The organism is Candidatus Terasakiella magnetica, assembly GCF_900093605.1.
GTDB lineage: Bacteria > Pseudomonadota > Alphaproteobacteria > Rhodospirillales > Terasakiellaceae > Terasakiella > Terasakiella magnetica.
The window spans coordinates 233,142-245,163 of the sequence record NZ_FLYE01000012.1 but is presented as its reverse complement, the minus strand read 5'-3'; the positions used below and the strand labels follow the sequence as shown (position 1 = coordinate 245,163).

Genomic DNA, 12,022 nt, shown 5'->3' with positions numbered 1-12,022 from the left:
TTACTGCGTTTCTAGAGCTGACAGGGTGGAGCGCAAGCTATCAGCAGCCGGATTGCTCACCGCACCTTCAATAACGATTTGGCGTGGCTCAACGATTTCAGAATAAAAAGCCTCGTTTAAATCTTTACGTTTAGCAAAAACGGACCCTTCCAAAGCCCCGCCGCCAAACAGGCCGCGATCTAGTGAAAAGGCAATGATATCAGCGCCCATTGCCGTTGTCGCAGCCCCTTCAACAGAGCCACCAAAACTGCCAATGACCACACCGGCTTCTGCACCGGCTTTAAATTGATCCTGCAAAATTGCCTCTAGCCCCACATGGGTGCGAATAACCAAGATCATCTGACTGTCTTTTAGCCCGATTTGAAAGCCCACACTGCCACCGCCCATGGTGTAAAAGGCCGGATAGCTCCATGTGCCGTCTTGTTTTTTTGCCAACAAGACCGCATTACCATATTCACCACCAATGATGAAACCGCCTTTTAAAAGGCGTGGCACAATCACAACACCAACTGCTTTATTAAAAGCTTCATTGAGCTCTGGGTAATGTTTCGAACCCAAAACATGACGGGTCGTTGCTTCTGCTTCCAGCAAAATCTGGATGGCATCTTGTTCAACAGCATGTGCTTTATTAAACGATAACAGCGTGAAAACAGCGCAGACAACAGCCAATAAGCGTTTCATGGGTCCAAATCCTTAAATTAATCGGGCAGAGATCAGCTCATAGAATGTCTTAAATTCCTAAAGAAATCCCTAAAATTCCACACCGGGTTGCGCTTTAATACCGCTTCTAAAGGGATGTTTCACCAAAGTCATTTCCGTTGCCAGTTCTGCCACATCGAGCAGTTTTTCAGAGGCATGACGCCCAGTGAGCACCACATGGACCAGATCGGGGCGGTTTTCAAGGCATTCAAGCACGTCATCTTCACTGATATAGTCATAACGCATAGCCACATTGATCTCATCAAGGATCACCATACGGTATTCCCCGCTTTCAATCATTTCTTTGGCTGCTGCCCATGCTTTTTGTGCCGCGGCAATATCGCGCTCTTTATCTTGGGTCTCCCATGTAAAACCTTCGCCCATGGCCTTAAAAGTCACTTGGTCTGGAAAGCCCTCAAACACACGGCGCTCTGCGGTATCCCATGCCCCTTTAATAAACTGGATCACACCAACCTTAAAACCATGGCCCACACAACGAAGCGCCATACCAAAAGCGGATGAAGATTTGCCCTTACCTTTGCCCGTATGGACAATCACAAGGCCTTTTTCATCAATCTTTTTTTCCATCATTCTGTCGCGGGCCGCTTTCTTTTTCGCCATTTTGCTGGCGTGCTTTTGCAGGTCTTCTTCTGACATGGGCTTTATCCTTATGAAACAATGATCTCCACTCAATATAAGAGCCCCTAAAGAATTCGCAATCAGCAATTCACATCTAAGAGGTTTCTGTATATATTAGGAACATATTATTTAATGGAGCTTTGATCACCATGCGTTTTATACTCCCCCTTCTCAGCCTGATCCTTTTAAGCGGGCAAGCCCTAGGCCTTGAAATTCAAAAAGTCACAGAAGATGTCTACGCTTTAGTGGGGGAGAAAAAGCAGCGCTCCGCCAGTAATCTTGCCAATAATGCCACCTTCGGCGTGGTTGTTACAAAAGAAGGTATTGTGCTGGTTGATCCGGGCGGGAGCTATAAAGGGGCTAAAGTTATCCATGAAACCCTTAAGACCATCAGTGACCAACCTGTTAAAATTGTCATTAATACAGGCGGGCAAGACCATCGCTGGCTGGGCAATAGCTATTGGAAAGAACAAGGCGCGCAAATCATTGCCTCAAACGCCGCTGTTGAAGACCATAAAGAGCGCGAATCCATGCATTTCACAGCCTTGCGCAATTTTTTAGGCTCTGAACTTGATGGGACAGAAGCGGTTTATGCCGATACCACTTTCGATACGACTTACAGCTTTAGCCTTGGCGGGCTCGCTTTTGAAATCCACCATAAAGGCCAAGCCCATACACCGGGCGACAGCTTTGTCTGGCTAAAAGAGAAAAACACACTCTTTAGTGGCGATATCATCTATGTGGAGCGCCTGCTCGGTATTGGCAGTATGTCTCATTCTGGGACATGGATCGACGTTTTTGAGGCCTTAGCTAGCTTTAAGCCCAACCATATCATCCCCGGTCACGGTCATGCCACCAGCCTTAAACAGGCCAAGGCTGATACCTATAATTATTTATTAAATATCCGAAATAAAATGCGCAGCCATATTGATGAGGGCAAGGATATCATCACAGCGCCTAAAATCGATCAATCTGCTTTTTCCCATCTGGAGCAGTTTTCTTCACTGGCCGGGCGCAATGCCCAGCAAGTCTTTAGCGAGATGGAATGGGAGTAAGTTTTTACTCTTATAAAATCGCAATTAAGGCCACAAAGGCTGCATTAACGCAACATGCCGCCACATAAGTCTGTAGCGCACGTTTGATGTCTTTGGGGATCACACGTGCGCGACCCTCCCCGATCCATTCATCATTGACTTGGCCTTCGCGATATTTGCGCGGGCCTGCCAAAGAAATATCCAACGCACCAGCCATGGCCCCTTCAGGCCAACCCGCATTGGGCGAGCGATGTTTGCGCGCATCGCGCACCATGGTTTTTAAGGATTTTAGCGGGCTTGAAGTCGGCACGAAAAAAGACCCTAAGAAAATCCATAAACCCGCCAAGCGCGCCGGGATCAGATTGAGAATGTCATCAAGGCGCGCCGCTGTAAAACCAAAGGATTTATAGCGTTCTGACTTATGACCGATCATGGAATCCATAGTGTTGACCGCTTTGTAAATCAATAAGCCCGGGAAACCAAACAGCACATACCAAAAGACAGGTGCCACCACCGCATCACCGAAATTCTCCGCTAATGACTCAATAGCAGCGCGCGCGACCCCATGGTTATCAAGCTGGTCAGGATCACGCCCGACAATATGGCTCACCGCTTCACGCCCGGCAGAAAGCCCCTCTTTATTTAACGCAATGCCAACACGGCGCACATAAGAAAACAGGCTGCGCTGGGCCACCAAGGAAATGACCAAGAATAGCTCTAACACCCAGCCAAAGGGATAATTCTGCCCAAGCCATGCCACAGCCATACCAATAATCCAGCAAAGCGAAACAATCACAGCCACCACGACAAACCCGCGAATGGCCCGATTTACTTCTGAGCGAGAGGTCCGATTAAGCTTTCCTTCTAAAAGCGAAATCAAATCGCCAATCCAGACAACCGGATGTTTGATCATTTTAAACAAACGGTTCATATCACCCACATACACATCCAGTGCAAGGGCGGCTAAGAGCAGCCATAAAGGGTCGTAAGTATCAAAGGAAATCAAGGAGTCTGTGGCGATCATTATTCAGGCAATGCTTTCAAATCTTCTTTTAAGCGCTCAATATCTTCTTCGCTATATACCTGAACCCCATTTTCTTTCAAGAGGCTCGCACATATTCCGCTGCCTTTTATTTTAGTAGAGGTAAAATGACCATCATAAATCAGGTTCACCCCACAAGACGGGCTGCGCTCTTTTAACAAGGCAAAACCGATATGGTGTTTTTTTACCAGCTTCAAGGCCTCTTGGGCGCCACGCTTAAAGGCTGCTGTAAATTCTTCCCCGTCTTTTGAAAAAATACGCCCTGTTTTTAAATCACGCTCACACGGCTTTCTGGGTACAGATAATCCACCTGCCACTTCAGGACATAATACAATCAAACGATCTTGTGCGCGCCATTGGGCCAAGATGGGATCAGCAATTTTCTGATCCCCCCCATCATACCGCACAGCCTCTCCATAAAGGCAGGCACTTATGAGTATCTTTTCCACGCTGATGAACTATTCACGACGGCTTAATGATTTTTTGCGCGCCGCCGCCGCTTTATCATGGGCAGCAGCACGTTTTTTAAGGGTGCGCATACTTTTGCGGCGGCCCTCTTCAGCGATCAAAGCTTCCACATGGCGGCCTTGGAACAGCTTAATACCGTTATCGCGCCCAAATTCAATGGATTCTTCGGTGTCACATCGGCTCATGATAATACGGTCCGCCCCAGTGAGCATGATCTGGCGAATAACCCGGTCTTTTAAATCATGACCACCATTTACAATATCAGGTGACCAGATCAGCTTGATCATATCGGCTTCAAGGCGTTCACGATCAATGAAAGGCAAGGTCTTATAATTCACCCCATCAATACAAATGCGATAGCCGCGCTCTTTTACATATTCACGCGCAAAGAGATAAGCGTTTAAATCACTGAAAATATCAAGTTGTTGCAACTCCAAAACGATATTGCCGCGCATGGCCGCAATCACATTTTCATCAAACTTCATAAAATCGGTTGAAAGCAAGGTGCCCACATTCAAATTGATGCTGATATCACCGGTAATATCGCGATCTTCCGTGCGGCTTAACAAAGAAAGCACGCGGCGATCCAATGTTTCGGTCAAATGCTGGAAAAGCCAAGGCGAGGAAGTCAAATTCACACCGGGCAATAAGGTTTCGCGCAAATCCGTAATGGAGATAAACAACTCACTAAACTGTTGGGTCGGGATCAGTTGCGGACCTTCAACCGAACAGACATATTGACGGCGCACCATATTGGTCAAATCCGCCACTTTAAGCGATTCCACCACACGGTCCAAAATACGCGGCGTCATGCGCTCACCCGTATCCTGCTTGGCTTTAAGGGCTGCTTTTACATCATGGCCAGCCCCACCGCCAGCGCGGGCATTTTTCTCTGTATCGACCATTTTGCGCGCCATATTAACAATGGCTTCATAGTCGCTTTCAACATCATACCAAGTGCTAAACCCCTTCCCGTCGATTTCTTCTTCCGCCATTAACGGATCATCGCCAAACAGGAATTTCACCTTATCAATGGCCTGTTCCACCTGCCCCATGGCTTCAGTTTTAAAGACAAAGATAATATCGGCATTTTCAAACACAAAGATTTGGCCGAGCAATTCCTTAACCATGGCTTCAAACGCATCAGCCGCCACACGGATGTGATGCTCGCGTCGGTTAAACGGGCGCAGTTTGGACAGGTTGAAATGCACCATTTCACGACCTTGGCGATGATGCTCAAGGCGGCGGATATAATCTAAAAAGAGGCTTTCCTGATTTTGTGCGCTCATTTTCTTATACCCCCTTTACCGAAGCTGCGGTTTTTTGGGTCATGGCCCCGACCAGACGGTCCACAAAGAAGCCTTGAAAGCGTTGAACCCCTAATTGTAGGCCAAAACGCACCGCTTCTTCACTATCCACCAGTGCAATAATGATCTTGTCTGCCCCGATGCTATGGATCAATTCGCGCATTTCACCCAGCCCTTCTTTGGTGGCTGAACCGCCCAAACGATCCCCCCAAGCAATTTTATAAAAATCTGCTTTCAACATAGAGGGATCAAAATAATCCATCACAAGAGGCTGCAAGCTATCAATCAAGACTTTATAGCCGCGCGCTTGAAGCAGGTCGCGCACTTCTTCATAGGCAAAAATATTGGAAAACACATCTGCGGGCTGAAGCTCAATAATCACACGGTGGGCTTGTTCGCCAACAAAATGGTCAAAAAGCTGAAAGTCTTTGGAATGAACGGTCTGGATATTCAGGTTCAAACTGATGTTTTTTGGCAGATCATCCATGGTCTGGCTGCGCAACATATGGAGCACGCGCTGATCAAGAATGGTGGTTAAAAACTGGAATAACCAGCGGTCTGCCAATAAATCAATCTTTGGCGCAACCACTTTGCGCAAATCCGCAATAGAGACAAAATACTCACGAAACAGAAGCTGGCCTTGGCCTGTTGCCCCGATCAATACAGCTGATTGATGACGCATGAGCGGGCGGGCATCTAGTTTTCGAAAACCACGTGCTAAATAATCAAGGTTTTTAGGGGTAAGCTTCTCATCATCCATGGAAGCTGTGCCAAATTCCATGGACTGGCGCTTACCTGCCAAGACACTGCTGACCACGGCTTCTTTGAAATATTCGAAATCTTCTTCTAAATCATACCATGTGGAAAAAGCCTCTTCCCCACTGATATCGCGCCGCTCAATAAGCGGGTCTGCCTTAAACATGGTGCGAATGGAGGCTAACGCGCGATCAATCTCTTCCACTTTGTTGTTTGGGCAGGTCAAAACGATATCGAAATTACCCAAGACAAACAGTTCTGACAGATGGGCCAGGGTGATATTGTCAAAAGTGCGCTCTGCAATGCGGATATAATCCGGTTTTTTGTTGGTTCTTTGCAATTGAGACAGGTGAATATGGATTGCACATTGCCCTGCTGGTTTTTTTTCAAGGATTTGCAGATTTTCCAAGAGCTTATTTTCAGGCCCATTCGTATCCGCCCGAATTGCCCGCATCACCTGTGAATCTGTCAGTTTTTGTGCCATTTTATCCCATTTCCACCCAAAGAACGTCAGCCTTATTTATTGTGAATGTAACATAGAGATAAAACTGTTCATAAAAAATTAAAATCATCTATGTTTTTATTGTGATGAATGCTACATCAATTCACGACTGATCACAGGGGAGAATAAGCTCGTGCATATGCGTAAACGTATTTTGGTAACTGGTGGTGCCGGATTTTTAGGCTCGCACCTTTGCGAACGTCTCCTCAATGAAGGTCATGATGTGATTTGCGCCGATAATTTCTTTACAGGCAGCAAAGATAATATCCGCCATCTGCTCGATAACCCGTATTTCGAGCTCATGCGCCATGATGTCACCTTCCCGCTTTTTGTCGAAGTGGATGAAATTTACAATCTGGCTTGTCCGGCTTCGCCGATCCATTATCAACATGATCCGGTCCAAACCACCAAAACCAGCGTTCATGGTGCGATTAATGTCTTGGGCCTTGCCAAACGTGTTGGGGCCAAGGTGTTCCAAGCCTCCACCAGTGAAGTCTATGGCGATCCTGAAATTCACCCCCAGCCAGAAGAATATCGCGGCAATGTAAACCCCATCGGCCCGCGTGCCTGTTATGACGAAGGTAAACGTTGCGCTGAAACGCTGTTTTTTGATTATCACCGCCAACATGGGGTCAATATCCGTGTGGCGCGTATTTTCAACACCTATGGCCCACGCATGCACCCCAATGATGGGCGTGTGGTTTCAAACTTCATCATGCAGGCCTTGCGCAATGAGCCCATCACTATTTATGGCGATGGTTCACAAACCCGCTCATTCTGTTATTGCAGTGATTTAATTGATGGTTTTGTGCGCTTGATGGCGGCTGATAATGCCGTAACCGGCCCGATTAATTTGGGTAATCCGGGAGAATTCACCATTAAGCAGTTGGCTGAAATGGTAATAGAGCTGACAAATTCAAAATCCACTCTCACTTTTGAAGATTTGCCCGTTGATGACCCGCTGCAACGCAAGCCCATCATTGATAAGGCACAAAAGCATCTTGAATGGGAACCAAAAATCAAACTGGAAGACGGCCTGAAAAAGACCATCGCCTTTTTTGAAAAGATGGTTTGATCATTGCCTAAAAGGCTGACAAACGTTTAATAACGGCGCAAAGACTGACTTTCCATGAAACGGATTGTTTCAGCAACTTTTTCCCAGTGGCTTTGTTCGGCCTGTTCTTTTGCCCCGTCATAACCCAGCGCATTGACCAGCAAATGGGCCAGCTCATCTGTGCGGGTTTCTTGTTTAGGGTGAGTATAGCGGTTTGCCCGTTTGGTTGAGAGTGTTGTAAACATCGCATTCCCTTTCGTTGATTAATCAACTTTTTTCGAATGAGTAAGCAAATTACCTTTGCTTTATGTCTTATTTTTTAAAGATGTATGAACGTTTCGATATAGTTTCAATATAAAGATTATAAAAAAAAGCCCCAACCTGTGGGGTGGGACTTTATTTTAACCTACAACATCCAGATGTCTCTCACGCTAAGCCGCGAAAATCGTCTTGCATAAAACGAAGCTCTTCAGCCACATTAAACAGCTGGAATTCCATAGCTGTACAAATGGCGTCATTATATCCAAGGCTGAGTACGAGTTGCTCGGCATAAGCACGGACTTGGGTTTGATTATGAGTTTCTTGTGTGTTCGTTTCTATCGATGCGGAAATCATGACTTACCTCTTAAAGGGTATCTGGTTTTGTTATGATCACATCTAAACACATGATTATTGCCATAGTTTTTCTGTATTTTTTTCAATTGTTTCGAAATATTTCCCTGATAAATAAGCAAGCCCTCTTTTAACCTGAGAAAAGGCAGGCTATAAAGGAGACCTGTCCTTTATTTTGCAAAAGTATCTAACCTTATGGATTTAAACGCCCTTTTTCTAGATGAGCTGAAACGCCATGAAACGGCGCTTCAACAAACGCGCAAACAACTTGCCACACCATTCACCAAATGGGTGGAATTGGCCATTAACTGTTTGAAACATGAGGGAAAGATTATCTTTCTTGGCAATGGTGGCAGCGCCTCAGATGCCCAGCATTTGGCAACAGAATTAACCGTGCGCTACACCAAAAACCGCCCAGCCATGGCAGCCCTTGCACTGACAACTGACACCTCAGCCCTGACCGCTATTGGCAATGATTTTGGCTTTGAGGATCTTTTTTCTCGCCAAATCGAAGCCCTATGTCGCCCGCAAGACCTTGTCATTGGCATTTCCACATCCGGCACCAGCCCCAATGTGATTAAAGCTTTAAAAGCAGCTCAAAAAATCGGTGCTAAAACCATCGGTATGGGCGGGCGCGATGGTGGCGAGCTGCCAAGCCTGTGTGATGTCGCACTTATTGTGCCCCATGAAGAGACCGCGCGCATTCAGGAAATGCATATCACCTTGGGCCATGCCTTTTGCCAAGCCCTTGAAAATGAATTTGGAAATGAATAAACCATGTCCCAACATGCCCATTTGATTGATCTCGTCAGCTCCGAGAAATCTGTCGAAATCCTCTGTGTCGGCGATATTATGCTTGATCGTTTCGTATACGGTTCTGTTGAGCGCATCTCACCTGAAGCGCCTATTCCGGTGTTAAAGATCGAGCGCGAAGATGCCATGCTTGGTGGGGCAGGCAATGTAGTGCGCAACCTTTTAAGCCTTGGGGCAGAGGCGCGGTTTTGCGGGCTTGTGGGTGAAGATGAAGCCGGACGCACCATTGCCGGGCTTTTAAATGAAGATGACCATTGCTGTGCCAATCTTTTGCTTGATAAAAACCGCCCGACCTCAATGAAAACCCGTTTTATGGCCTCAAACCAACAGATGTTGCGCACAGACCATGAAACCGTTGCCCCGCTTTCACAAAACCTACAAGATGACCTCCTCTTAGATGTGGCAGAAAGTCTGGGTAATGCCAAGGTCATGGTGCTGTCTGATTATGGCAAAGGCGTTTTAGAAAGCGAAACCCCGACCCATTTAATCAATCTGGCAAAAAAAGCGGGCATTCCTGTCATTGTTGATCCCAAAGGCATTGATTATTCCAAATATCGCGGGGCCACCCTTGTTACGCCAAACCGCAAGGAACTTTCTGAAGCCAGCCGTATGAAATGTGGGGATGATGCCTCAATCGTTGCAGCAGCGCGCCATATTATTGAGACTTGCGGCATTGAAAATGTACTGGCAACACGCTCCCAAGACGGTATGACATTGGTCACGCGTGGTGGTGATGTGGTGCATCTACCCACTCAAGCGCGTGAAGTTTTTGATGTTTCTGGTGCGGGTGACACGGTTGTCGCCAGTCTGGCCTTAGCCCTTGCCCATGGCGCTTCCCTAAGTGATGGGGCAAAACTTGCCAATGTGGCAGCAGGCATTGTGGTTGCCAAGATCGGTACCGCCAGCGTTTATAGCGAAGAGCTTATCGAAGCCCTGCATCATCAGGACCTTTCCCAAGCTGAAGCCAAAATTGTGCAAAAAGCCCCTGCCAAAGACCGTATCACGCGCTGGCAGACCCAGGGTAAAACCGTCGGCTTTACCAATGGCTGTTTTGACCTGCTCCATCCCGGACATATTTCGCTTTTGAAACAATCTGCTTCTCAATGTGATAAACTCATTGTTGGGCTCAATAGCGATGCTTCTGTGAAACGCTTAAAAGGCGATGAGCGGCCTTTACAAAATGAAATGGCGCGCGCAACCGTGCTGTCTTCGCTTGCCTGTGTGGATATGGTGGTGATCTTTGATGAAGACACCCCGCTTGAGCTCTTATCCCATCTCTTGCCTGATGTTTTAGTTAAGGGAGCGGATTACACCATTGACCAAGTAGTCGGGGCTGATTTGATCCAGCAAAATGGCGGTCGTGTCTTTCTTGCCAATTTAGAAGATGGTTTTTCCACCACTAATACGGTGAATAAGCTAAAGAAAAGCTGATACTTAACGTTTTTGCCCAATCACATCACAATAAGCGTGCCATGTGGCATGACCGATGAGGGGAAAGGCCAAAATAAGGCCCACCCCGGTGATTAAGCCTAAAAACATGATCAAAACGATCAAGCCAGCCCATAAAACCATCGCTTTAAAATTAATCACCACCGCATAAGCACTGGTGAGCATGGCCGGAATAAGCACGGTTTTGCGATCAATCATCATGGGCAAGGAAAAAGAGCCTGTGAAAAAGATGATACTGGCAAAGACAGCGCCCAAGCCTACAATCATCAAGGCAAAATCAATCCCTTCTTGAGAGAACATACGCTCCATAATCGGCTCAGCCTCGGGCATAACCCCGGGAAAGGCGATGGCAAAAAGCGTAAAAGACAGTCTGATCCAAACCATAAAGAGAAAAACTTGCGCAATCCCGATCGCCATAATGGAATAAGTATTGCGCTGAAAGCCCAATAACGCATGGGTTAAGGCAAAAGGCTCGCCGCGTTGACAGCGCAGACTGCCTTCATAAAACCCCACCGCAATAGCAGGCCCTACCAGTAAAAAACCAGAAAGGGCGGGCAAGATAAGATAGGGCAGCTCCATAACATAAAAGCCAAATGAGATCAGAAGGCCGAGCATTAAAAAAAGGGCAGCATAAAATGTGCTTACCCTTTTCAATTCTTTCACATCGGCCCAGCCTTTTGACAGCCATTCAAACACCCGTGTGGTGTCGATCTTTCTTGGCAAGGCCATCTCATCTACCAAATAGGTTTGAGACGGCGTATCTTTTATATCATTCATCAGGACCCTCCTCTCCCATCACTTGTAAATACGCATGCCATGTGGCGTGTCCAATAAGAGGAAAGGCAAAAATCAGCCCTAAACCCGTAACCAGCGCGGTAAACATGATCGCGGTAATCATCGCTGCCCATAAGATCATCACGTGGAAATTCTTGATCACTGCATATGCGCTCGTCACCATCGCCGGGATCAACATGGTTTTGCGCCCGACCATTAAAGGTAGGGAAAATGCACCAGTGAGGAAAATACCCGCGGCAAAAATGCTGCCTTCTGCCAGTAACATCAGGCCAAAATGCAACCCTTCCATGGAAAAGGTACGCTCAATAATATGGCCCCACTCCGGCATGATCCCGGGAAAGGAAATGGCAAAAACCGTAAAGGCCATTTTAATCCAGATCATAAAGAGGAACACTTGGGCAATACCGATGGCCATAATCGCCAATGTATTGCGCCGAAACCCGCCCAGCGCATGGATCAGCGTAAAAGGTTCGCCATTTTGGCGACGTCGACTGCCTTCATAAAACCCCACCGCAATGGCAGGCCCCACCAGCAAGAATCCGGTCAATGAGGGTAAAATCAGATAGGGCAGCCCCATAAAATAAAAGCCAAATGAGATAAACAGACCGATAAATAAAAACAGCCCCGCATAAGCCATTGAGGTTTTCCTCAATAGTTTCATATCGGTCCAGCCTTTTGACAGCCACATAAAGACATCTTCTGTCTGGACCTTGCGCACATAGGCCATCTCCGGCACAAGAAAGCTCTGGCGCACTTTTGCGGGTTGTTCGGTCATATCCCCTCCCAAGAAATAGCTATTTTGCTATTATTTACTTATAATTATTTAGGGCGCAAACTCATAAAATAGACTTG

At 46.8% G+C, this 12,022-nt stretch carries 14 protein-coding genes; 4 read left to right on the top strand and 10 right to left on the bottom strand.

Annotation, left to right across the window (positions count from 1 at the left end):
* Both MTBPR1_RS08035 and cobO read right to left on the bottom strand, forming a co-directional pair.
* The gene (locus MTBPR1_RS08035; protein WP_083222974.1) at nucleotides 1–681 is read right to left on the bottom strand and encodes a lipid-binding SYLF domain-containing protein; all 681 of its coding nucleotides are present in this window, start codon (nucleotides 679–681) and stop codon (nucleotides 1–3) included.
* Between the two features lie 69 nt (nucleotides 682–750).
* On the bottom strand, nucleotides 751–1,356 hold the full coding sequence (cobO, locus tag MTBPR1_RS08030) for a cob(I)yrinic acid a,c-diamide adenosyltransferase (protein ID WP_069188492.1): 606 nt from the start codon (nucleotides 1,354–1,356) through the stop codon (nucleotides 751–753).
* A 131-nt stretch (nucleotides 1,357–1,487) separates the two neighbouring features.
* Between cobO and MTBPR1_RS08025 the strand changes: the two genes are divergently transcribed.
* The gene (locus MTBPR1_RS08025) at nucleotides 1,488–2,393 is read left to right on the top strand and encodes an MBL fold metallo-hydrolase (RefSeq protein WP_069188491.1); all 906 of its coding nucleotides are present in this window, start codon (nucleotides 1,488–1,490) and stop codon (nucleotides 2,391–2,393) included.
* A gap of 10 nt (nucleotides 2,394–2,403) precedes the next feature.
* Here the strand turns inward: MTBPR1_RS08025 and cbiB are convergent, their stop codons facing one another.
* Genes cbiB through MTBPR1_RS08005 form a run of 4 tightly spaced genes read right to left on the bottom strand, consistent with a single transcriptional unit; the run spans nucleotide 2,404 to nucleotide 6,429 of the window.
* Nucleotides 2,404–3,396: an adenosylcobinamide-phosphate synthase CbiB gene (cbiB, locus tag MTBPR1_RS08020; RefSeq protein ID WP_069188490.1), complete on the bottom strand. Its 993-nt coding sequence runs from the start codon at nucleotides 3,394–3,396 to the stop codon at nucleotides 2,404–2,406.
* Nucleotides 3,396–3,863, bottom strand: a complete 468-nt coding sequence (locus tag MTBPR1_RS08015) for a 2-thiouracil desulfurase family protein (RefSeq protein WP_069188489.1) — start codon at nucleotides 3,861–3,863, stop codon at nucleotides 3,396–3,398. Before MTBPR1_RS08015 ends, cbiB begins: the two co-directional genes overlap by 1 nt.
* Before the next feature lie 9 nt (nucleotides 3,864–3,872).
* Nucleotides 3,873–5,171, bottom strand: a complete 1,299-nt coding sequence (locus MTBPR1_RS08010; RefSeq protein ID WP_069188488.1) for an EAL domain-containing protein — start codon at nucleotides 5,169–5,171, stop codon at nucleotides 3,873–3,875.
* A 4-nt stretch (nucleotides 5,172–5,175) separates the two neighbouring features.
* The gene (locus MTBPR1_RS08005) at nucleotides 5,176–6,429 is read right to left on the bottom strand and encodes an EAL domain-containing protein (protein ID WP_069187052.1); all 1,254 of its coding nucleotides are present in this window, start codon (nucleotides 6,427–6,429) and stop codon (nucleotides 5,176–5,178) included.
* A gap of 157 nt (nucleotides 6,430–6,586) precedes the next feature.
* Between MTBPR1_RS08005 and MTBPR1_RS08000 the strand changes: the two genes are divergently transcribed.
* Nucleotides 6,587–7,522, top strand: a complete 936-nt coding sequence (locus MTBPR1_RS08000; protein WP_069187051.1) for a UDP-glucuronic acid decarboxylase family protein — start codon at nucleotides 6,587–6,589, stop codon at nucleotides 7,520–7,522.
* Nucleotides 7,523–7,548: 26 nt separating this feature from the next.
* Here MTBPR1_RS08000 and MTBPR1_RS07995 read toward each other — a convergent pair whose 3' ends face one another.
* Nucleotides 7,549–7,746, bottom strand: coding sequence for a hypothetical protein (locus MTBPR1_RS07995; RefSeq protein ID WP_069187050.1), 198 nt, complete (start codon nucleotides 7,744–7,746; stop codon nucleotides 7,549–7,551).
* Between the two features lie 181 nt (nucleotides 7,747–7,927).
* Nucleotides 7,928–8,116: a hypothetical protein gene (locus MTBPR1_RS07990; RefSeq protein WP_069187049.1), complete on the bottom strand. Its 189-nt coding sequence runs from the start codon at nucleotides 8,114–8,116 to the stop codon at nucleotides 7,928–7,930.
* Nucleotides 8,117–8,308: 192 nt separating this feature from the next.
* On the opposite strand from MTBPR1_RS07990, the gene MTBPR1_RS07985 reads away from it, so the two are divergent.
* Entirely contained in the window at nucleotides 8,309–8,887 is a 579-nt protein-coding gene (locus MTBPR1_RS07985; protein ID WP_069187048.1) for a D-sedoheptulose 7-phosphate isomerase, read from the top strand.
* A 3-nt stretch (nucleotides 8,888–8,890) separates the two neighbouring features.
* Nucleotides 8,891–10,357: a bifunctional D-glycero-beta-D-manno-heptose-7-phosphate kinase/D-glycero-beta-D-manno-heptose 1-phosphate adenylyltransferase HldE gene (hldE, locus tag MTBPR1_RS07980; protein WP_069187047.1), complete on the top strand. Its 1,467-nt coding sequence runs from the start codon at nucleotides 8,891–8,893 to the stop codon at nucleotides 10,355–10,357.
* A 3-nt stretch (nucleotides 10,358–10,360) separates the two neighbouring features.
* On the opposite strand, the gene MTBPR1_RS07975 is transcribed toward hldE, so the two are convergent.
* On the bottom strand, nucleotides 10,361–11,152 hold the full coding sequence (locus MTBPR1_RS07975; protein WP_069187046.1) for a DUF2189 domain-containing protein: 792 nt from the start codon (nucleotides 11,150–11,152) through the stop codon (nucleotides 10,361–10,363).
* Nucleotides 11,145–11,945: a DUF2189 domain-containing protein gene (locus MTBPR1_RS07970; protein WP_069187045.1), complete on the bottom strand. Its 801-nt coding sequence runs from the start codon at nucleotides 11,943–11,945 to the stop codon at nucleotides 11,145–11,147. Before MTBPR1_RS07970 ends, MTBPR1_RS07975 begins: the two co-directional genes overlap by 8 nt.
* Between the last annotated feature and the right edge of the window lie 77 nt (nucleotides 11,946–12,022).